General features: G+C 66.5%; 20 protein-coding genes. 19 read left to right on the top strand and 1 reads right to left on the bottom strand.

Features of this window, described 5'->3' with window-relative positions:
• Window positions 1-105: 105 nt before the first annotated feature.
• The 13 genes from IB256_RS23945 (at window position 106) to IB256_RS23885 (ending at window position 14,697) form a co-directional block, all read left to right on the top strand.
• Complete coding sequence (locus IB256_RS23945; protein ID WP_225601934.1) at window positions 106-618, top strand: GspH/FimT family pseudopilin; 513 nt, start codon at window positions 106-108, stop codon at window positions 616-618.
• Window positions 619-641: 23 nt separating this feature from the next.
• Window positions 642-1,172 carry a type IV pilus modification protein PilV gene (gene pilV, locus IB256_RS23940; protein WP_225607879.1) on the top strand — a complete coding sequence of 177 codons (531 nt, stop codon included), beginning with the start codon at window positions 642-644 and terminating at the stop codon, window positions 1,170-1,172.
• Between the two features lies 1 nt (window position 1,173).
• On the top strand, window positions 1,174-1,950 hold the full coding sequence (locus IB256_RS23935) for a PilW family protein (RefSeq protein ID WP_192295484.1): 777 nt from the start codon (window positions 1,174-1,176) through the stop codon (window positions 1,948-1,950).
• On the top strand, window positions 1,947-2,489 hold the full coding sequence (locus IB256_RS23930; RefSeq protein ID WP_192295485.1) for a PilX N-terminal domain-containing pilus assembly protein: 543 nt from the start codon (window positions 1,947-1,949) through the stop codon (window positions 2,487-2,489). Before IB256_RS23935 ends, IB256_RS23930 begins: the two co-directional genes overlap by 4 nt.
• Before the next feature lie 43 nt (window positions 2,490-2,532).
• Window positions 2,533-6,861, top strand: coding sequence for a pilus assembly protein (locus IB256_RS23925; RefSeq protein ID WP_225601933.1), 4,329 nt, complete (start codon window positions 2,533-2,535; stop codon window positions 6,859-6,861).
• Between the two features lie 12 nt (window positions 6,862-6,873).
• A complete protein-coding gene (locus tag IB256_RS23920; protein WP_192295486.1) occupies window positions 6,874-7,287 on the top strand; it encodes a type IV pilin protein in 414 nt (137 codons plus the stop codon).
• Window positions 7,288-7,508: 221 nt separating this feature from the next.
• Window positions 7,509-8,462, top strand: a complete 954-nt coding sequence (locus tag IB256_RS23915) for an AraC family transcriptional regulator (protein ID WP_192404366.1) — start codon at window positions 7,509-7,511, stop codon at window positions 8,460-8,462.
• A 355-nt stretch (window positions 8,463-8,817) separates the two neighbouring features.
• On the top strand, window positions 8,818-9,261 hold the full coding sequence (locus IB256_RS23910) for a cupin domain-containing protein (RefSeq protein WP_192210871.1): 444 nt from the start codon (window positions 8,818-8,820) through the stop codon (window positions 9,259-9,261).
• Window positions 9,262-9,411: 150 nt separating this feature from the next.
• Window positions 9,412-10,779 carry a benzoate 1,2-dioxygenase large subunit gene (gene benA, locus IB256_RS23905; protein WP_192404364.1) on the top strand — a complete coding sequence of 456 codons (1,368 nt, stop codon included), beginning with the start codon at window positions 9,412-9,414 and terminating at the stop codon, window positions 10,777-10,779.
• Window positions 10,779-11,264, top strand: coding sequence for a benzoate 1,2-dioxygenase small subunit (benB, locus tag IB256_RS23900; protein WP_225601932.1), 486 nt, complete (start codon window positions 10,779-10,781; stop codon window positions 11,262-11,264). Before benA ends, benB begins: the two co-directional genes overlap by 1 nt.
• 154 nt (window positions 11,265-11,418) lie before the next feature.
• Window positions 11,419-12,429, top strand: coding sequence for a benzoate 1,2-dioxygenase electron transfer component BenC (gene benC, locus IB256_RS23895; RefSeq protein ID WP_192295489.1), 1,011 nt, complete (start codon window positions 11,419-11,421; stop codon window positions 12,427-12,429).
• Between the two features lie 153 nt (window positions 12,430-12,582).
• Window positions 12,583-13,911 (top strand): MFS transporter, encoded by a 1,329-nt coding sequence (locus IB256_RS23890; protein ID WP_192295490.1) that lies wholly within the window; start codon window positions 12,583-12,585, stop codon window positions 13,909-13,911.
• Window positions 13,912-13,923: 12 nt separating this feature from the next.
• Window positions 13,924-14,697 carry a 1,6-dihydroxycyclohexa-2,4-diene-1-carboxylate dehydrogenase gene (locus IB256_RS23885; RefSeq protein ID WP_192295491.1) on the top strand — a complete coding sequence of 258 codons (774 nt, stop codon included), beginning with the start codon at window positions 13,924-13,926 and terminating at the stop codon, window positions 14,695-14,697.
• A gap of 18 nt (window positions 14,698-14,715) precedes the next feature.
• Here the strand turns inward: IB256_RS23885 and IB256_RS23880 are convergent, their stop codons facing one another.
• Window positions 14,716-15,588 (bottom strand): LysR family transcriptional regulator, encoded by an 873-nt coding sequence (locus IB256_RS23880; protein ID WP_192404363.1) that lies wholly within the window; start codon window positions 15,586-15,588, stop codon window positions 14,716-14,718.
• A 148-nt stretch (window positions 15,589-15,736) separates the two neighbouring features.
• On the opposite strand from IB256_RS23880, the gene IB256_RS23875 reads away from it, so the two are divergent.
• The 6 genes from IB256_RS23875 (at window position 15,737) to pcaF (ending at window position 21,310) form a co-directional block, all read left to right on the top strand.
• The gene (locus IB256_RS23875) at window positions 15,737-16,858 is read left to right on the top strand and encodes a muconate cycloisomerase family protein (protein ID WP_192404361.1); all 1,122 of its coding nucleotides are present in this window, start codon (window positions 15,737-15,739) and stop codon (window positions 16,856-16,858) included.
• Window positions 16,859-16,899: 41 nt separating this feature from the next.
• Entirely contained in the window at window positions 16,900-17,190 is a 291-nt protein-coding gene (gene catC / locus IB256_RS23870) for a muconolactone Delta-isomerase (protein WP_081516603.1), read from the top strand.
• 47 nt (window positions 17,191-17,237) lie between these two features.
• Window positions 17,238-18,170, top strand: coding sequence for a catechol 1,2-dioxygenase (gene catA, locus IB256_RS23865; protein ID WP_192404359.1), 933 nt, complete (start codon window positions 17,238-17,240; stop codon window positions 18,168-18,170).
• A 307-nt stretch (window positions 18,171-18,477) separates the two neighbouring features.
• On the top strand, window positions 18,478-19,326 hold the full coding sequence (locus IB256_RS23860) for a CoA transferase subunit A (RefSeq protein WP_081516604.1): 849 nt from the start codon (window positions 18,478-18,480) through the stop codon (window positions 19,324-19,326).
• Entirely contained in the window at window positions 19,326-20,108 is a 783-nt protein-coding gene (locus tag IB256_RS23855; RefSeq protein ID WP_138216258.1) for a CoA-transferase subunit beta, read from the top strand. The genes IB256_RS23860 and IB256_RS23855 overlap by 1 nt, the downstream gene beginning before the upstream one ends.
• A complete protein-coding gene (gene pcaF, locus IB256_RS23850; RefSeq protein WP_192296270.1) occupies window positions 20,105-21,310 on the top strand; it encodes a 3-oxoadipyl-CoA thiolase in 1,206 nt (401 codons plus the stop codon). The genes IB256_RS23855 and pcaF overlap by 4 nt, the downstream gene beginning before the upstream one ends.
• Window positions 21,311-21,446: the final 136 nt, after the last annotated feature.

The raw sequence follows: 21,446 nt of genomic DNA, 5'->3' as shown, positions 1-21,446 counted from the left end.
TCCCTGAAGAAATTGCTGTCGGACCAATAGCCAATCTTTGTCCTGGCACCCCGGAAGGGGGGCTCCACACGGGGCCCGGCCACCTGACCATCGTTGGAAAAGTCCATGGTTCTTCATGCAGTTGGATGCTTATTTTCCCGCCTGATATCGCGGCGGGGCCCCGGACGCCAGGAAGGCTTCTCCCTGGTGGAGATGATGGTGGTTGTCGCGCTGCTGGCGATCTTCGCCGGCGTGGCCCTGCCAGGCTTCCGCTACCTGATCGAATCCAGCCGGGTGCAGAGCGGCGCTTCGACGCTTTTCCGGCTGCTCCAGGCCTCCCGCGCGGATGCGGTGAATACCCGCCAGACCCTCACGCTCTGCCCCAGCAGTGGAAATCTGCAGTGGGTGGTCGTGCGCGCCAGCACCTGTGGTTCGATCACCACGACCTCAGTGAGCCAGCGCCTGGACCTGCCGGGCAGCCTCAGCGTGAGCAGCAGCGTCAACAACCTCTCGTTCAAGCCTGACGGCAGCGCCGCGGCGGCGGACCTGGGCATCTCCAGCAGCGGCACCAGCAAGGCGTTCAATATCAAGGTGGCCGCTTCGGGTTACATCAGCCTGCAGGGAGCAACCGGCCAATGATAGGGCGCACGGCGAGGCGGAACATGGCGGGCTTCAGTCTGGTGGAGGTGATGGTGGCTCTGCTGGTCACCTGCTTCGGTGTGCTCGGCATGCTGGCGATGCAGGGGCGAACCACCGGCTACGCCCATGACACCATCCTGCGCAGCAACGCGGCGGAACTGGCGGACGAGCTGATGGAAATGATGCGCACCGACATCTACTCGACCCAGGACGGCAGCGCGGCCCAGGTGGTGCCACCGTCCAGCTGGGGCTACTACAAGGCCGCCAGCGCGTCTTTTCCCGCTGCCCCCAGCAGCTGCGCCTCACTGGCGTCGCTGACTGCCAGCCAGCGCCTGGCCTGCTGGTCGCAGCGAGTGAACCAGGCGCTGCCCGGCGCCTCCGGCCTGGCCGGCGAGTTCTATGTGTGTCGTACCAACGGCACCAGCAAGTGCAGCAACAGCGGGTCAGCCATCGAGATCCAGCTGGCCTGGCGGGTGAAGGCTGGCGAGTGCCTTGACGCCAACGCCACCGGCGACAACACCATCTGCCGTTACGTGCTGCGGGAGGAACCCTAGGATGCGCCGGCCAGGCGTGCGTGCCCAGGCTGGGGTGACGCTCATCGAGCTGATGATCTCCATGGGCCTGAGCCTGTTCCTGATCCTGGGCATGACCCAGATGTTCCTCGACGGGCAGAACCGTTCGCGCTACTTCGATGGCCAGGTGCAGAACCAGGACAGTGCGCGCTATGCCCAGCAGATGCTCGATGGGCGCCTGTCGAAAGCCGGTTACCGGCGCCTGCCGTCCTCGCGCATGACCGCCGCGTTTCCCGCGCAGACCAGCAACGGCTGCGTCTTCGCCGCCGGTCAGGCGCTGGTGCGGATGGATGCCAATACCATCTGCCTGCGCTATCAGCCGCGCGACACCACCGACGTCGATTGCACCGGCGCTTCGCTGGCCAGCCGCGCCGGGGTCAACAAGCCCTACAGCAACTACAGCCCGAGCAACAATGTCATCGAAAAATTCACCCTGAGCAACGGCAAGCTGGCCTGCAACGGCAGCACCCTGGTGGAGAACGTAGTGGCGCTGCGCTTCGACTTCGGGGTGGACAGCAGCAGTGACGAATTCGACCGCCAGGTGACGCAGTACGTCGCTACGCCAGCCACCGGCCAGACGGTGCGCAGCCTGCGCTACGCACTGTTACTGGCCAGCAGCGGCTCGGTGAGCGGCGGGTTGGTTGCCACCACCTGCCAGCGCTGGCAGGACCTCTACGGCAGCAAGGCCTGCACCGACGGCGACGGGCCCGTGCGACGCATCGTCAGCGGTACCAGCATGTTGAGGAACCTGATGCCATGAAACGACTGTCTCCCCGTCGGCAGCGCGGCGCGGTGTTGTTCGTCGCGCTGGTGATGTTGCTGCTGATTACCCTGGCCGCCGTCAGCGGCATGCGTGGCATGCAGCTGGAGGGGCGGATGACCGGCAATCGCCTGGAGCAGCAGCGGCTGATGAGTGCGGCCGAGTCCGCGCTGCGCGAAGGGGAAGGGCGCCTGCGCAAGAGCATCCGCGCACTGGACAACTGCACGGCGGGCACCTCGCCGTGCTTCACCGCAGCGGCGACCAACTACAGCACCGACTTCAGCAAGTCCAACCTGTACTCCGGGATGGAGGGCGGCACCAGCCTGCTTCGCAGTGCGCGCTGGTACCTGCGCTACATCTCGAACAACTGCAAGGGTGGCGCGGGTGGCAGCGCCAACTCCTACCTGTCGAAGGGGCAGGTGGGGTGCACCTACTACTACGAAGTCAACTCCCAGGCCTACAAGGGCACCGCCACCAGCAAGGCCTGCGGCGCCGACGCGCTGTGCCTGCGCTCGACCTTCGGGCTGGTGATCCAGTGAATCGTTGCGCTCGTACAAGGATGCCGACGCCATGGCTTGCACCATGAGAATGCTGCGCGCGACGTTGTTCCTGCTGCTGTCCTGCCTGGCGGGCGCCCAGGCCTGGGGCGCGTCCCTGGCGCAGACGCCGCTGTTCGTCAGCAACATCGCCCCGCCGATGAACATGCTGGTGGTCGGTCGCGACCAGAAACTGTACTTCCCGGCCTACAATGACGCCTCCGACATCGACGGCGATGGCCAGCTGGACACCTACTACAAGCCCAGCATCGACTACACCGGCTACTTCGATTCCTACAAGTGCTACGTCTACGACGTGCTGAGCGGCACCTTCGCGCCGTCCAGCACCACCAGCACGAAGAAATGCACCAGCGCCATCGGCCGCTGGAGCGGCGACTACCTGAACTACCTCACCATGTCGCGCCAGGATGTGCTGCGCAAGGTGCTCTACGGCGGCTACCGCTCTACCGACAGCGCCTTCTCCACGGTGCTCGAGCGCGCCTTCATCCCCAACGACGCGCACAGCTGGGGCAAGGAGTACCTGAGCGTCGCCCGCGACGGTTACAGCCTGGCGGACTACACCCCGATCCCGGTCCCCACCAACGGCAAGTACGTACTCTTCGCCAACACCTCGATCGGCTCCAGCACGCTGGGTTCCTACAACAGCAACGCCGCGCCGAGGCTACGGATCATCACCAGCCTGCAGCAGGCGCTGCTGGGCACTTACCGGATCTGGGGCTGGGTGTCGCGCGAGTCGGCGCAGGGCACCAACACCGTCACCAGCACCACCAACAGCGACACCACCATCATCCCCGCGTACGACCTCAACGTCCGGGTGCAGGTGTGCGTGGCCGGCCTGCTGGAAAGCAACTGCGCCCAGTACGGCAGTCTCTACAAACCTACCGGTGTGCTCCACGACTACGGCGCGTCGGACAAGATGTACTTCGGCCTGGTCACCGGCACCTACGCCAACAACCTGCGCGGTGGCGTGGTGCGCAAGGCGGCGGCGTCCTTCAGCAACGAATACAACAGCTCCACCGGGCGCTTTCTGACCGACTCCACCACCGGCACCGGCTGCCTCAACGGCCGCTGCTACGTGAACAACAGCGGCATAGTCGCCAACCTCGACCGCCTGGTGTTTTCCGCCGGCTGCACTGACTCCAGCGGCTACAACCTCAATCCGCTGACCAACGGCAAGTGCGTCGACTGGGGCAACCCGCTCGGCGAGATGGCCTACGAGACGCTGCGCTACTACGCTGGCAAGGCGCCGACCGCGGCTTACGCGGCCGGCACAGCCGACACCAACCTGGGCCTCTCCAGCCTGACCAGCTGGGCCAACCCCTACAGCACCTATCCGTCCTGCACCCGGCCGTTCATGACGCTGATGAGCGACGTCAACCCGAGCTACGACTCGGATGTGCCGGGCAGCTCCCTGGGCACCGACAGCCAGCCGACCAACGATATCAGCTTCAACTTCGCCAGCATCGGCGCCACCCTTTGGAGCCGCGAGGTGGGTGGCAGCGCCTCGGTGAACGTCGGCCAGTCCGGCGGCACCAATGACTCGGCGCCCACCGCCAAGACCGCCAGCAGCTTCGCCACCCTCCGCGGGCTTGCCGAAGAGCCCACGCGCCAGGGCAGCTACGCGACCTCGGCCGTGTCCTTCTTCGGCAGCCAGAACGCGCTCACCACTGCGGGTTCGAACCGGGTGCAGAGCTTCTCCATCGCCCAGTCCTCGACCCTGCCCAACATCCGCATCAAGACCAGCAAGGGGACGCTGCGCCTGGTGCCGTTCAGCATGAACGTCAGCCAGAGCGTGGTCAGCCAGATCACCGGCTTCTACATCGACACATTGACCCGCGACAGCGCCGGCAACCTCACCTCCATCACCTTTCGCGTGGTCTACGACGACTCCGCCCAGGGCCGTGACTACGACATGGACGCCATCGTGCTCTACACCGTGACGGCCAGGAGCGATGGCACCGTGGACGTGACCAGCCAGACCGAATACTCGGTGGCCGGTGACGAGTCGCACATGGGCTACACCATGGCCGGCACCACCAAGGACGGCGTGTACCTGGAGGTCACCGGCGGCGGCAGCGGCTCGGTGCGCAACAGGCTCGACACGCCCGACGGCAAGTTCCCCGGCGACTGCTCGGTGACCGGTGTCACCTGCGCCTTGCTGCCCGGCCTGAGCGGCAGCAGTGGGGCGCTCAGCGGCAACCGCCTGGCCTACCACACGCGCAATTTCTCGCCCTCGGCCACCACTGCGGTGACCAACCTGCAGGACCCCCTGTGGTACGCCGCCAAGTACGGCAAGACCGACCTCACCAACTGGGACCGCGATGGCGATGGCGTGCCGGACAACTACTTCCTGGTCAGCAACCCCAGCAAGCTGGCGTCCCAGCTCAAGTCGGCCTTCGACGACATCCTCCAGCTCAACACCTCCGTCGCTGCCGTGGCGGTGGACTCGCAGTCGCTGGACAGTGGCAGCTACACCTACGGCACCAGCTTCGTCACTGGCGATTGGACCGGCGACCTGCTGAAGAAGCAGAGAACCATGACCACCAGCAGCTCCGGCGCCGTCACCACGACCACAACCACGTTGTGGCGCGCGTCGGCGCAACTGGGCACACCCAGCACGCGCAACATCCTGTTCGCCAAGAGCGGAGCGCTCACCGCCTTCAACTGGAGCAACCTGACTGCCGCCCAGCAGACCCAGCTCAACCGCACCGTCGCCGGAGTGGTGGATACCCAGGGGCAGGCACGGGTCGGATTCCTGCGCGGCGAGAACAACACCTTCCGTACCCGCACGACGCTGCTCGGCGACATGATCAATTCGGCACCGGTGCTGGTCAGCGGCTCCGACTATCTGTCCTCGCGCGCCGACGCCCTGGAGGGCAGCACCACCTATGCGGCTTTCGCCACCGCGCTGGCGGCGAAGCCCTCGGTGGTCTATGTCGGCGCCAACGACGGCATGCTGCACGCCTTCAACGCGACCACCGGCGCCGAAATCTTCGCCTTCATCCCCAGCGCGGTGATCCCCAACCTCAACGCCCTCACCGCGCCGGACTACGGCAAGCAGCAGGGCACCGAGCACCGCTATTTCGTCGACGGCACGCCCGTGGTGTCCGACGTCTACTACGGCTCGGCCTGGCACAAGGTCCTGCTGGGCAGCCTCGGCGCTGGCGGCCGCGAGGTGTTCGCCCTCGACGTCACCGACCCTGCCGCGCCCAGGTTGCTCTGGGAGTTCACCAGCGACAACGACAGCAGCCTCGGCTACACGGCGGCGCGGCCTTCCATTGCGCGCCTGCACAACGGCAAGTGGGTGGCACTGGTGCCCAATGGCTACGACATCGGCAGCAGCACTGCGTCGCTGCTGATCATCGACATCCAGACCGGTGCGTTGCTGAAGAAAATCACCGCCACCCCGAGCCTGACCGCCGCCGAGACCGCCTCTCTGGATGCCCTCAACAACGGCCTGTCGCGACTGTTCGTAGCCGACGCCAACAATGACGGCATCGCCGACTATGCCTACGGCGGCGACCTGCTGGGCAACCTCTGGCGTTTCGACCTGATCGACACCAGCGTGGGCGACCCGCTCAACAGCACGGCCTCGGAGGCGCGATACGCCGTTTCCTTCGGCGGCAACCCGCTGTACGTTGCGCGCAATGCCAGCGGTACGCGCCAACCGATCACCACCGCGCCGTCGCTGGTCGATCACCCCAGCGGCACCGGCTATATCGTCGCCTTCGGCACGGGCCGCTATCTGCTTACCGCCGACAAGACCTCCACAGCGCAACAGAGTGTCTACGGCATCTGGGACCGCAAGATCGCCGGCGAGGCCACCACCTCCTCACTGACGGCGGCGCGCACTCGCAGCAACCTGCAGGCACAGACGCTCAGCACGGGGACTTTCAACAGCACCTCGACCTACACCCTGAGCAACAACGAAGTGGTCTGGTACGACACCTCCGGCAACACCGCCGACGCCAACGTCAACAAATGGGGCTGGTACTTCGACTTCCCGGTGACCGGCGAGCGGCAGATCTATGACATGACGCTCTACGGCTCCGCCCTCATCTTCAGCAGCTCGACTCCTCAGACCGGCACCTGCGCCGCCGGCCTCTCCGGCACCCGCTACGCGATCGATCCCGAGCGGGGCGGGCTGACGCCGTACAACGTCTTCGACCTGAACAACGACGGCACCTTCGATGCGCTTTCGGCCTTCATCACCGGAGGCGGCGACATCAGCATCTCCGGTGGATACACCTACAGCGGCACCGACATCAGCACGACAGGCCTGTCGGACGCCATCCGCACCAATTCCGGCATCGTGAGCGGCCGGCGCACCTGGCAGGTCCAGCCAGCCAACTGACAGGGAGAAAGCATGAATCAACGTCGGTGGGAGAGGGGTTTCACCCTGATCGAACTGATGGTCACGGTGGCGATAGTAGCGATCCTCGCCGCCGTGGCCTTCCCCAGTTACCAGCGTTATGTCCTGCGCAGCCACCGGGTCGAAGCCCAGGCCGTGCTCAGCGAGGCGGCGGCCCGGCAGGAGCGCTACTACTCGCAGAACAACGCCTACGCCAGCACTGCTGCCGGGCTGAACATGACCAGCAATGTCAACGCTCTGCAGTACTACAGCCTGGCCATTTCCAACATCACGGCCACCACCTACACACTCACCGCCACCGCCACGGGGGCCCAGGCCAAGGACGCGCCGTGTCTGAGCCTGAGCCTCGACCAGGCCGGCACCCGCAGCAACACCGGCACGGGAACCGGCACCACCTGCTGGCAATGAGTGGGCGACAAAAGCGTGCGATTGGCGAACACTGCGCCACAGGTCGAATTGCGCCGGCCGCTACCGACCCCTAGGGTGAAGCGGATTCGCGGGCCTGCCTTGCATCCGGATTGCCCGCACGACCGTCCATCCCGGCCGATGCCCGTATTCCGGGCCACGGCATAGACTGGGCGCACGAGCCGCGACGAAGAGCGCGGCCAGCCACAAGAGTGAGTGCCTGTATGCAAAGCCTGCTGAGCGAGCGCAGCCGCGTGTTCGAGCGTGCCGACCCCTATGCAGTGTCCGGCTACGTCAACCAGCATGTGGGCACCCACGACCTGCGCCTGCCGGCCCACGGCCATCCCCAGGCCAGCCTCAACCACCGCCGTTTTGCCAGCCTCGACCTGTGCCGCATCAGCTATGGCGGCGCGGTGCGCGTCACCTCGCCGGCGCTGGAGAGCATCTTCCACCTGCAGATCCTCCTCAGCGGCCACTGCCTGTGGCGCGGCCAGCGCCAGGAGCACTACCTGGCGCCGGGCGAGCTGCTGCTGATCAACCCGGACGACCCGGTCGACCTGACCTACTCGGACGACTGCGAGAAATTCATCCTGAAGATTCCGGTAACGCTGCTCGAATCCATCTGTGCCGAGCAGCGCTGGAGCCATCCGCGCGCCGGTGTGCGCTTCACCGAGAACCGCTACCAGCTGGGCGAACTGGAAGGCTTCGTCAACCTGCTGTCGATGGTTTGCCAGGAGTCCGAAGCCGGCGAGCGCCTGGCGCGGGTCGACGAGCACTACCAGCAGATAGTCGCCAGCAAGCTGCTGACTCTGCTGAAGACCAACGTCAGCCGCGAACCCATTGCCGGTGCCAGCGCTTCCTTCGAACGCATCGAGGCGTATATCGAAGGCCACGTGCGCGAGGACATCGACGTCGAAGCTCTGGCGCGCCAGGCCTCCATGAGCCTGCGGTCGCTCTATGCGCTGTTCGAGCGGCATGCCGGCGCCACGCCGCGCCAGTACATCCGCCGCCTCAAGCTGGAGCGCATCCGTGCCTGCCTGGCCGATCCGGCCTGCCCGGTGCGCAACGTCACCGAGCTGGCGCTGGACTATGGCTTCCTGCACCTGGGGCGCTTCGCCGAAGGTTACCGCCAGCAGTTCGGCGAACTGCCGTCGGAGACGCTCAGGCGTCGCAGCTGATCTCTGCTGGCTCACGCCGAGGTTATGCTTGAGCACCAACGTAGGATGGCGTGGAGCGCAGCGATACCCATCAATTCCGGCGCACCGACAGCATGGGTGTCGCAAGCTCCACCCATCCTACTCAAGCGTTCGCCGGGGAAGGCGGCAGGGCACCAGGCCATTCCTGCGAAAGCCGATTGGTAGGGCGCATAACGCGCCAGCGTTATCCGCCGCGAGGTGGCCGGCGGATAACCCGTTCCGGGTTATGCGCCCTACGTGCTGCCGTTCCTCCGATTCCCCGCTTCGCTTGCCGGGGTGGGGCTGTACTGGGAAGAGGCGTGCGCAATTCCTGCGCAATCCCAGCGAGGTCGCGTCCATGAATCCCACCCCGTTCATTCTCTCGCCGGGAGCGCGCAGCCCGGCCCTCAATGTCGTCGGCATCCGTATCAACGTGCTGGTCGCCGACACCGACTCGGCGGCGCAGCGGATTACCTTTCAGGCAGGCGAGGAGGGGGCCGGGCCGCCGCCGCACACCCATGACTGGGACGAGTCCTTCTATGTGCTCCACGGCGAAGTCGTCTTCACGGTCGCCGAACGCACGGCCGCCTGCCAGGCCGGCACGTTGATCCACATTCCCGCCGGCACCTTGCATGGCTTCAACTTCGGCCCCGGCGGTGGCGAGATGCTCGAAATCACCGGCGCCCAGAGCCAGGCCATCGAGATGTTCCGCGCCCTGGATCGCGAGCTTGCGCCCGGCCCCGTGGACGTACCGAAGACCGTCGAAGTGGCCGCTGAATACGGCGTTATCTTCCACCTCTGAATCCCCGGCGGCCTGCTCGCGCGGGCCTTCGTTGCGGCTTCACGGCAACCCTGCAGAAAACGGATAGCACTCTGCACAAAGCGGATATTGCCCCCGCCAACCCAGCCCTAACCTGAGCCTGCCTGAACAATAACAACGGAGGCCCCGGCCATGTCCCTGGGTATCGACTACCTGCGTTCGCTGCTTGAGGAAGACCCTGCCAAAGGCGTCTATCGCTGCCGGCGGGAGATGTTCACCGACCCGCGCCTGTTCGACCTGGAGATGAAGCACATCTTCGAAGGCAACTGGGTCTACCTCGCCCATGAAAGCCAGATCCCCGAGAAGAACGACTTCCTGACCACGATGATCGGTCGCCAGTCGGTCTTCATCGCGCGCAACAAGGACGGCGTGCTCAACGCCTTCCTCAACGCCTGCAGCCACAAGGGCGCGATGCTCTGCCGGCACAAGTCCGGCAACCGCGCAAGCTACACCTGCCCGTTCCACGGCTGGACATTCAACAACTCCGGCAAGCTGCTCAAGGTCAAGGACCCGGCCGAGGCCGGTTACCCGGAAGGCTTCAACTGCGAGGGCTCCCATGATCTGACGAAAGTGGCACGTTTCGAGTCCTATCGCGGCTTCCTCTTCGGCAGCCTGAAGGCCGACGTCAAGCCGCTGGTGGAGCACCTGGGCGAGTCGGCGAAGATCATCGACATGATCGTTGACCAGTCCCCCGAAGGCCTGGAAGTACTGCGCGGTTCCAGCAGCTACATCTACGAAGGCAACTGGAAGCTCACCGCCGAGAACGGCGCCGACGGCTACCACGTCAGCTCGGTGCACTGGAACTACGCTGCCACCCAGAGCCAGCGCCAGCAGCGCGAAGCCGGCGAAGAAGTGAAGACCATGAGTGCCGGTGGCTGGGCCAAGCACGGCGGCGGTTTCTACTCCTTCGACCACGGCCACCTGCTGCTCTGGAGCCGCTGGGCCAACCCCGAGGCGCGCCCGGCCTTCGAGCGTCGCGACGAGCTCGCCCGCGACCATGGCCGCGCCCGCGCCGACTGGATGATCGAGAACTCGCGCAACCTCTGCCTGTACCCCAACGTCTACCTGATGGACCAGTTCAGCTCGCAGATCCGCATCGCCCGGCCCATCGACGTCAACCGTACCGAGATCACCATCTACTGCATCGCGCCGAAGGGCGAGAGCAGCGAGGCGCGCGCCCAGCGAATCCGCCAGTACGAGGACTTCTTCAACGTCAGCGGCATGGCCACGCCGGACGACCTGGAGGAGTTCCGTTCCTGCCAGCAGGCCTACCAGGGCAGCGCGGGTGGCTGGAACGACATGTCGCGCGGAGCGAAGCACTGGATCGACGGCGCCGACGACGCAGCGCGTGAGATCGACCTGGCGCCGGCTCTGTCCGGCGTGCGCACCGAGGACGAAGGCCTGTTCGTGCTGCAGCACCAGTACTGGCAGCAGACCATGATCGATGCGCTGGCCGCCGAGCAGGCCAATCGCATCGCCGTGACAGAGGAGGGCGTGTGATGAGCCGCTACGAGACCGTTCGCGACTTTCTCTACCGCGAAGCGCGCTACCTCGATGACAAGGACTGGGATGCGTGGCTGGAGCTGTACGCCGCTGACGCCACCTTCTGGATGCCCTCCTGGGACGACCGCGACCAGCTCACCGAAGACCCGCAGCGGGAAATCTCGCTGATCTGGTACGGCAGCCGTGGCGGCCTGGAAGACCGCGTGTTCCGCATCAAGACCGAGCGCTCCAGCGCGACCCTGCCGGACACTCGTACCTCGCACAACCTGAGCAACATCGAGGTGCTCGGCGAGGCTGACGGGCAGTGCCAGGTGCGCTTCAACTGGCACACCCTGAGCTTCCGCTACAAGACCGTCGACAGCTACTTCGGCACCAGCTTCTACACGCTCGATGTACGCGGCGAGCAGCCGCTGGTAAAGGCGAAGAAGGTCGTGCTGAAGAACGACTACGTCAGGCAAGTCATCGACATCTACCACATCTGAAAAACACGGCGTGAAGCTGCTGCGCTTGCCCGTGCTGCGTTGGAGAACGGTCCGTAATGCTCATTCACTAGAGTGAACTGCGCTTCCGAACCGTCCTCCGCCTTGCCCGGCCTGCGCTCGCGACGCTTCAAGCCGCGTTTTTGAGGCGAATGACATGAACAAGATCGCGCTCAACTTCGAAGACGGCGTTACCCGCTTCATCGACGCCAGCCCCAGCGAGACCGTGGCCGATGCGGCCTACCGCCAGGGCATCAACATTCCGCTGGATTGCCGCGACGGCGCCTGCGGCACCTGCAAGTGTTTCGCCGAATCCGGCCGCTATGACCTGGGCCAGGACTACATCGAGGACGCGCTGACCGAGGACGAAGCCGAGCAGGGCTACGTGCTCACCTGCCAGATGCGCGCGCAGAGTGATTGCGTGGTGCGCGTACCGGCCTCCTCGCAAGTCTGCAAGACCGCCCAGGCCAGTTTCGAGGCCAGCATCAGCGTAGTGCGCCAGCTCTCCGAAAGCACCATTGCGCTGTCGATCAAGGGCGAATCGCTGAGCAAGCTGGCCTTCCTGCCGGGGCAGTACGTCAACGTGCAGGTGCCGGGCAGCGAGCAAAGCCGCGCCTACTCCTTCAGCTCGCTGCAGAAGGGCGGTGAGGTCAGCTTCCTGATCCGCAACGTGCCGGGCGGCCTGATGAGCAGCTTCCTCACCGGCCTGGCGAAAGCCGGCGACGCTCTGTCCCTGGTCGGCCCGCTGGGTAGCTTCTACCTGCGCGAGATCAGGCGGCCGCTGTTGCTGCTGGCCGGCGGCACCGGCCTGGCGCCCTTCACCGCGATGCTCGAACAGATCGCCGAGCGCGGCTGCGAGTATCCGCTGCACCTCATCTACGGCGTCACCCATGACTTCGACCTGGTGGAGATGGATCGCCTGGAAGCCTTCGCCGCGCGCATCCCCAACTTCACCTGGAGCGCCTGCGTGGCCAGTCCCGAGAGCAGCTACCCGCAAAAGGGCTACGTCACCCAGCACATCGAGCCGGTGCATCTGAACGACGGCGAGGTGGACATCTACCTATGCGGTCCGCCGCCGATGGTCGAGGCGGTCAGCCAGTACATCCGCGAGCAGGGCATCACGCCGGCGAATTTCTATTACGAGAAGTTTGCCGCCAGCGCCGCCTGAGCCCGGAATACGCCTGCATACCCAGTGGGTATGCAGGCATGCCGACAAAGTATTTTTCCTCGGTGCCACCGCGCCCTAGCCTCCGGGCTGGGCCCCTGGCAGGGCCTGCATAACAACAATCAGCGAGGCATTGCCCTCGCAGCGGAGACCCACATGAGCCAGACGTGCAACATACCTGACGTGATAGATCACGCCGCCTTGAGTTCCTTCCAGTGGCGCGTGTTCGCCCTGTGTTTCCTGGTCGCCATCTTCGATGGCTTCGATACCCAGGCCATTGCCTACACGGGCCCGGCGATCATCGAGACCCTGCAGCTTTCCACCGGTGGCCTGGCGCCGATCCTCAGCGCCGGCATCGTCGGCATGGCCCTGGGTGCCATGGCGCTTGGGCTGTTCGGTGACCGCTTCGGTCGCCGCCCGACGGTGATGGGCGCGGTCGCTCTGTTCGCCCTCGCGACCTTGGCCACGGCCTTCGCCAGCAGTGCCGAGCAGATCCTGGTGCTGCGCTTCCTCGCCGGCCTCGGCATGGGCGGCGCCACGCCGGTGCTGCTGGCATTGGCCTCCGAGTACGGTCCGGCGCGCCTGCGTGGCGCCATCGTCACCGGCATTCTGCTGGGCCTTCCGGCGGGCGCCATGCTCGGCGGGCTGCTCGCTGCCCAGCTCATGCCGTTGATCGGCTGGCAGGGCATCTTCCTCGCAGGCGGGCTGCTGCCGCTGGTGCTGCTGGTCGGCCTGTACTTCGCGCTGCCGGAGTCGCTGCAGTTCCTGGCCACCCGCTCGGGCGAGACGGCGCAGGTGCGCCGCATTCTCGCGCGGATCAGTTCGCGGACGCTCGCCGATGACGTGCGCTTCAGCGTGCCGGAAGCCGCCACCCGCACCAGCGTACGCGCCCTGTTCGGGCCGGGGCTGGCGCGCAATACCCTCGCCGTGTGGCTGACCTACCTGTTCAACTGGGTGGCCTGGTTCATGTTCCTCTCCTGGCTGCCCACCGTGCTGAAGACCGCCGGCCTGCCGGTAGAGCAGGCGCCGCTGGGCACCGTCACGGTCAATGCGGTGTTCATCCTCTGCGCCATCCCGCTGTCGATCCTGCTGCCGCGCCTGAACACCCGCAACGTGCTACTCGGCCTGTTCGCCCTCGGCGTGATGGTCAGCCTTGGCCTGTCCCTGAGCGGCGACAACTGGGCGCTGGTGTTCCTGCTGGTCGGCGCCGCGGGCCTGGGCATTGGCGGGCAGCAGATCGCCCTCAACTACCTGGTGGTTTCGGCCTACCCGACCAGCCTGCGCGCCACCGCCACCGGCTGGGCCATCGGCCTGGGCCGGGTGGGCGCCATCATCGGTTCCGCCCTGGGCGGAACCTTCCTCGAATGGGGCGGCGTCGCCGGTTTCTACCTGGCGCTGGCCGTTCCCTTGCTGCTGGCGCTGATCGCCGTGGCCCTTATCCGCGGCAGCGAGAAGCCCTCGGGCGGGCTCGTGGCCGCACACTGACAGGAGAACGTCATGTCCCGTTTCGACAACAAGGTTGCCCTCGTCACCGGCGCCGCCCAGGGTATCGGCCGGCGCGTCGCCGAGCGGCTGGTGGAAGAGGGCGCCAGGGTCATCGCCGTGGACCGCTCGGAAATCGTCCACGAACTGCAGGACGCCCTCGGCCAGCACGGCGAAGTGCTCACCCTGACTGCCGACCTGGAGCGCTTTGCCGACTGCCAGGGTGTAGTCGATCAGGCGCTGGCGCGCTTCGGCCGCCTCGACATCCTGGTCAACAACGTCGGCGGCACCATCTGGGCGAAGCCCTTCGAGCATTACGCCGAGGACGAGATCGAAGCCGAGGTGCGCCGCTCGCTGTTCCCCACCCTGTGGTGCTGCCGCGCCGCGCTGGTGCCGATGCTCGAGCAGGGCGCGGGCGCCATCGTCAACGTCTCGTCCATCGCCACCCGTGGGGTGAACCGCGTGCCCTACGGTGCGGCGAAGGGCGGGGTGAACGCGCTGACCGCATGCCTGGCCTTCGAGACCGCCGAGCGCGGCGTGCGGGTCAACGCCACCGCGCCCGGCGGCACCGAAGCGCCGCCGCGGCGCATCCCGCGCAACGCAGCGCAGCAGAGTGAGCAGGAGAAGGTCTGGTACCAGCAGATCGTCGACCAGACCCTCGACAGCAGCCTGATGAAGCGCTACGGCAGCATCGACGAGCAGGTCGGCGCGATCCTCTTCCTCGCTTCCGACGAAGCCAGCTACATCACCGGCGTGACCCTGCCGGTGGGTGGCGGCGACCTGGGCTGAGGCACCGCCATGATGCGCCTACGGCAGGTCTGCGCCGATCAGTTGCAGGCAGCGTTGCAGCGGCGCGCTGACGTCGCCGCGGCGCTGGCTGAGGATGATCGGCGAGACCGCCCCGGCGTCGGTCAGCGTGGCGTAGCCGATGTCGGCGCGGTGCTGTTGCTGCACCGACGCCGGCACCAGCGCCACGCCCAGCCCGGCGGCGACCAGGCCGATGGCGGTCTGCAGCTCGTTGGTCCACTGCGCGACGCGCACGCTCAGTCCGTGGTTGGCGAACAGCGCGAGCACGTGGTCGGCGTAGCTGGGGCGCGGGTTGGCGGGGTAGAGCACGAAGTCCTCGCCGGCCAGCTGTTCCAGGCTCAGCGGCGCACCCAGCAGGCGATGCCCGGCCGGCAGCACGGCGACCATCGGCTCCTCGCGCAAGACCTGCTGGGTAATCGCCGGATCGTCGATGCGGATGCGCCCGAAGCCGATGTCGATGCGCCCGCTTTTCAGCGCCTCGACCTGCTGCACCGTGGTCATTTCCTGCAGCCCCAGCTCCAGAGCGGCGTCGCCGCGCAACTCGCGGATCAGCTCGGGCAAGCCGTCGTACAGCGTCGAGGGCGCGAAGCCGATGCCGAACCACTGGCGCTCGCCCTGGCCGATGCGCCGGGTGCTCTCGCAGATGCTTTCCAGCTGCGCCAGCAGGGTGCCGGTCTGCTCGTGGAAGTAGCGCCCGGCGTCGGTCAGGCGCAGCGGACGGCCACGCTCCAGCAGTGCCACGCCAAGCAGTTCCTCGAGCTGCTGGATCTGCCGGCTCAGCGGCGGCTGGGCGATGTGCAGGCGCTCGGCGGCGCGGGTGAAGTTGAGGGTGCCGGCCACCTCGCGGAAGTAGCGCAGGTGTCGCAGTTCCATGATACCTCCAGGGTATGCAACAAGATGGCAACGATATTGGACTGCCTGCAGGCCCCGGCGCAATCCTTCGTCAATCGTGAAAACACCTGTCGGGTATCGCCGCAGTGCGGCCCGGCCCATCCACAAATCCCAGACCGGAACGCCGTCCATGAGTAGCCCCGTCATCGAACGCATCGAGTCGATCATCGTCGACCTGCCGACCATCCGTCCGCACAAGCTGGCCATGCACACCATGCAGCAGCAGACGCTGGTGATCATCCGCCTGCGCTGCTCCGACGGTGTCGAGGGCATTGGCGAAGCCACCACCATCGGCGGCCTGGCTTACGGCAATGAGAGCCCGGAAAGCATCAAGGCCAACATCGACGCGCACTTCGCGCCGCTACTCAAGGGCCAGGACGCCAGCAACATCAACGCCTGCATGCAGCGCCTGGACAAATCGATCAAAGGCAACACCTTTGCCCGCTCGGGTATCGAGAGCGCGCTGCTGGACGCCCAGGGCAAGCGCCTCGGCCTGCCGGTCAGCGAGCTGCTCGGCGGCCGCGTGCGCGACAGTCTCGAAGTGGCCTGGACCCTGGCCTCCGGCGACACCGCCCGCGACATCGCCGAAGCCGAGCAGATGCTCGACATCCGCCGCCACCGCATCTTCAAGCTGAAGATCGGCGCCAACCCGCTGGAGCAGGACCTCAAGCATGTGGTGGCGATCAAGAAGGCGCTGGGCGACCGCGCCAGCGTGCGCGTGGACGTCAACCAGGGCTGGGACGAATCCCAGGCCGTCCGTGGCTGCCAGGTGCTCGGCGAGAACGGCATCGACCTCATCGAACAGCCCATCTCGCGGATTAACCGCAGCGGCCAGGTGCGCCTGAACCAGCGCAGCCCGGCGCCGATCATGGCCGACGAATCCATCGAGAGCGTGGCCGACGCCTTCAGCCTCGCCGCTGACGGCGCCGCCAGCATCTTCGCCCTGAAGATCGCCAAGAACGGTGGCCCGCGCGCCGTGCTGCGCACTGCGCAGATCGCCGAAGCCGCCGGCATCGCGCTGTACGGCGGGACCATGCTCGAAGGCGCGGTCGGCACCCTGGCCTCGGCCCACGCCTTCCTCACCCTGGAGAAGCTGACCTGGGCCACCGAGCTGTTCGGCCCGCTGCTGCTCACCGAGGAAATCGTCACCGAGGCGCCGGTCTACCGCGACTTCCAGCTGCACGTTCCGCGCACGCCCGGCCTGGGCCTGACCCTCGACGAGGAGCGCCTGGCGCGCTTCCGACGCCACTGATTTGCAACCCTTTCCGACTGCCCGATAGAGGAGAAGACCCGATGCTGTTCCACGTGAAGATGACCGTGAAATTGCCCGTCGATATGGACCCGGCGAAAGCCGCCCAGCTCAAGGCCGACGAGAAGGAGCTGGCCCAGCGCCTGCAGCGCGAGGGCAAGTGGCGCCACCTGTGGCGCATCGCCGGGCACTACGCCAACTACAGCGTGTTCGACCTCGCCAGCGTCGAGGAACTGCACGACACCCTGATGCAGCTGCCGCTGTTCCCCTACATGGACATCGAGGTCGACGGGCTCTGTCGCCATCCGTCCTCGATCCATACCGACGACCGCTGATTTACGTCCCGGACGAATCAACAAGAACAAGACTTGAGGATCGCATCATGACCGTGAAGATTTCCCAGACTGCCGACATCCAGAAGTTCTTCGAAGAGGCCAGCGGCGCCCTGAATGACCAGGGCAACCCGCGCGTGAAGAACCTCGTCCTGCGCATCCTGCAGGACACCGCGAAACTGATCGAAGACATGAACGTCACCCCCGACGAGTTCTGGAAAGCGGTGGACTACCTCAACCGACTCGGCTCCCGCCAGGAAGCCGGCCTGGTCGTCGCCGGCCTCGGCGTCGAGCACTACCTCGACCTGCTGCTGGACGCCCAGGACGCGGCTGCCGGCATCGGCGGCGGTACCCCGCGCACCATCGAAGGCCCGCTGTATGTGGCCGGCGCGCCGCTGTCCGAAGGCGAAGCGCGGATGGACGACGGCAAGGACGCGGGTACCGTGATGTTCCTTTCCGGCCGCGTGTTCGACCCGCAGGGCAAGCCGCTGGCTGGCGCCGTGGTCGACCTCTGGCACGCGAACACCCAGGGTACCTACTCGTACTTCGATAGCACCCAGTCCGAGTTCAACCTGCGCCGGCGCATCGTCACCGACGCCGAAGGCCGCTACAAGGCCCGCAGCATCGTGCCCAGCGGCTACGGCTGCCCGCCGGACGGCCCGACCCAGGAGCTGCTCGACCAGCTCGGTCGCCACGGCCAGCGCCCGGCGCACATCCACTTCTTCATCTCCGCGCCGGGGCATCGCCACCTGACCACGCAGATCAACCTCGCGGGTGACCAGTACCTGTGGGACGACTTCGCCTACGCCACCCGAGACGGGCTGATCGGCGAGGTGCGTTTTGTCGAGGACGCGGCTGCCGCCAAGGCGCGTGGTGTGGACGGGCGCTTCGCCGAGATCGAGTTCGACTTCCAGCTGCAGCAGGCGGTTTCCGTCGATGCCGAGGACCGCAGCAACCGCCCTCGCGCGCTGCAGGAAGCGTGATCCCCGCCAACGTCCGGCCTTGCCGGTAACCCCGCCGTAGGATGGCGTGGAGCGCAGCGATACCCATCAATCCGTGCGCCGACAGCATGGGTATCGCTGCGCTCCACCCATCCTACCCAGAGCGCTCTGCTGCACTGGAACTCGTGCTGTGGCGGGCCTGGCTCCGCTCGATCCGCCCCGCAATCCAGCCGTTAGCCCCCTAAGAGAAGTGTTCGATATTCGCACCAATAGTCGATTATCGCATTGTTCGTCCATCCCCCCGACGGTACTGTTTTCCCATCGGCACCCCTACACAACGAGACCGACCATGGCTGAACTCCTGACTCTCCGCGAAGCGGTCGAGCGCTTCGTCAACGACGGCGACACCGTCGCGCTCGAAGGCTTCACCCACCTGATCCCGACCGCTGCCTCCCACGAGCTGATCCGCCAGGGCAAGAAAGACCTGCACCTGGTGCGCATGACCCCCGACCTGGTCTATGACCTGCTGATCGGTGCCGGCTGCGTGCGCAAGCTGACCTTCTCCTGGGGCGGCAACCCCGGTGTCGGTTCGCTGCATCGCCTGCGTGACGCGGTGGAGAAGGGCTGGCCGCGGGAGCTGGAGATCGACGAGCACAGCCACGCCGACCTCGCCAACTCCTACGTCGCCGGCGCCTCGGGCCTGCCGTTCGCCGTGCTGCGCGCCTACGCCGGTTCCGACCTGCCGAAGGTCAACCCGAACATCAAGTTCATCAACTGCCCGTTCACCGGTGAGCAATTGGCTGCCGTGCCGTCGGTGCGTCCGGATGTCACCGTGATCCACGCGCAGAAGGCCGACCGCAAGGGCAACGTGCTGCTGTGGGGCATCCTTGGCGTGCAGAAGGAAGCCGCCCTGGCCGCCAAGCGCTGCATCGTCACCGTCGAGGAAATCGTCGACGACCTGAATGCGCCGATGAACTCCTGCGTGCTGCCGACCTGGGCGCTGTCCGCCGTCTGCCTGGTGCCCGGCGGTTCGCACCCGTCCTACGCCCACGGCTACTCCGAGCGCGACAACCGCTTCTACCAGGCCTGGGACCCGATCGCCCGCGACCGCGACACCTTCAACGCCTGGATCGATACCTACATCCGCGGCACGAAAGATTTCAACGAGTTCAAAGCCAAGCTCGCGGAGGCCAAGTAATGAGCGCCTACAGCACCAATGAAATGATGACCGTGGCCGCCGCCCGCCGCCTGAAGAACGGTGCCGTCTGCTTCGTCGGCATCGGCCTGCCATCCAAGGCCGCCAACCTCGCGCGTCTGACCGCCTCGCCGGACGTGGTCCTGATCTACGAATCCGGCCCCATCGGCGCCAAGCCCAGCGTGCTGCCGCTGTCCATCGGTGACGGCGAACTGGCCGAAACCGCGGACACCGTGGTGCCCACCGGCGAGATTTTCCGCTACTGGCTGCAGGGCGGGCGCATCGACGTCGGCTTCCTCGGCGCGGCCCAGGTCGACCGCTTCGGCAACATCAACACCACCGTCATCGGCGACTACAACAAGCCGAAGGTGCGCCTGCCCGGCGCTGGCGGCGCGCCGGAGATCGCCGGTTCCGCCAAGGAAGTGCTGATCATCCTCAAGCAGTCCCACCGCACCTTCGTCGACAAGCTGGCCTTCATCACCTCGGTCGGCTTCGGCGAGGGCGGCGACCACCGCCAGCAGCTCGGCCTGCCCGGCAAGGGGCCGGTGGCGATCATCACTGACCTGTGCATCATGGAGCCGGAAGCCGGCAGCAACGAATTCATCGTCACCACCCTGCACCCGGGCGTGACCCGCGAGCAGGTGGTCGAGAACACCGGCTGGGCGATCCGCTTCGCCGAGCAGGTGACCGAGACCGTCGCGCCGACCGACGTCGAGCTGGAAGCCCTGCGCGCCCTCGAAGCCCGCACCGCCGCCGCCCACGGCCAGCTGGGAGGTGAGGAATGAGCCGCGAGGTCTTCATCTGCGACGCCGTGCGCACGCCCATCGGCCGCTTCGGCGGCTCGCTTTCCGGCGTGCGCGCCGACGACCTCGCCGCCGTGCCGGTGAAGGCGCTGCTGGAACGTAACCCGCAAGTCGACTGGGCCGCGCTGGACGAGGTCTACCTCGGCTGCGCCAACCAGGCCGGCGAGGACAACCGCAACGTGGCGCGTATGGCGCTGCTGCTGGCTGGCCTGCCGGAAAGCGTGCCGGGCGTGACCCTCAACCGTCTCTGCGCCTCGGGCCTGGACGCGGTAGGCACCGGCTTCCGCGCCATCGCCAGCGGCGAGGCCGAGCTGGTCATCGCCGGCGGCGTCGAGTCCATGTCCCGCGCGCCCTACGTGATGGGCAAGGCCGACAGCGCCTTCGGCCGCGGCCAGAAGATCGAGGACACCACCATCGGCTGGCGCTTCATCAATCCGCTGATGAAGGCGCAGTACGGCGTGGACGCCATGCCGCAGACAGCCGACAACGTGGCCGATGACTACAACGTCAACCGCGCTGACCAGGACGCCTTCTCCCTGCGCAGCCAGCAGCGTGCCGGCGTCGCCCAGGCCAACGGCTACTTTGCCGAGGAAATCGTCCCGGTGGTGATCAAGGGCCGCAAGGGCGAGACCGTCGTCGACACCGACGAACACCCGCGCCCGGACACCACCCTGGAAGCGCTGGCCAAGCTCAAGCCGGTCAACGGCGAAGGCAAGACCGTTACTGCCGGCAACGCTTCCGGCGTGAACGACGGCGCCGTGGCGCTGATCCTCGCCAGCGCCGAGGCGGTGAAGAAACACGGCCTGACGCCGAGGGCGAAAGTGCTCGGCATGGCCAGCGCTGGCGTCGCTCCGCGCGTGATGGGCATCGGTCCGGTGCCGGCGGTGCGCAAGCTGCTGGAGCGCCTGAACCTGTCGGTCGACCAGTTCGATGTCATCGAGCTGAACGAAGCCTTTGCCGCGCAGGGCCTGGCGGTGACCCGTGATCTGGGCATCGCCGATGACGACGCACGGGTGAACCCCAACGGCGGCGCCATCGCCCTCGGCCACCCGCTGGGTGCCAGCGGCGCGCGCCTGGTACTGACCGCTGTGCACCAGCTGCAGAAGTCCGGCGGCAAGCTCGGCCTGTGCACCATGTGCGTGGGCGTAGGGCAGGGCGTGGCGTTGGTCGTCGAGCGCGTGTAATCGCTCAGCCGTGTAGACCGTAGGGCGCATAACGCGCCAGCGCTTATCCGTCGAGTAGCCGGCGGATAACCTGTGCCAGGTTATGCGCCCTACGCCAGCTCTCCGGTCATACTGTCCGACAACGCCCGCCGATCTC

This window comes from Pseudomonas sp. PDM17 (genome assembly GCF_014851985.1).
Classification (GTDB): Bacteria; Pseudomonadota; Gammaproteobacteria; order Pseudomonadales; family Pseudomonadaceae; genus Pseudomonas.
This window is presented reverse-complemented; position numbering and strand designations above follow the sequence as displayed.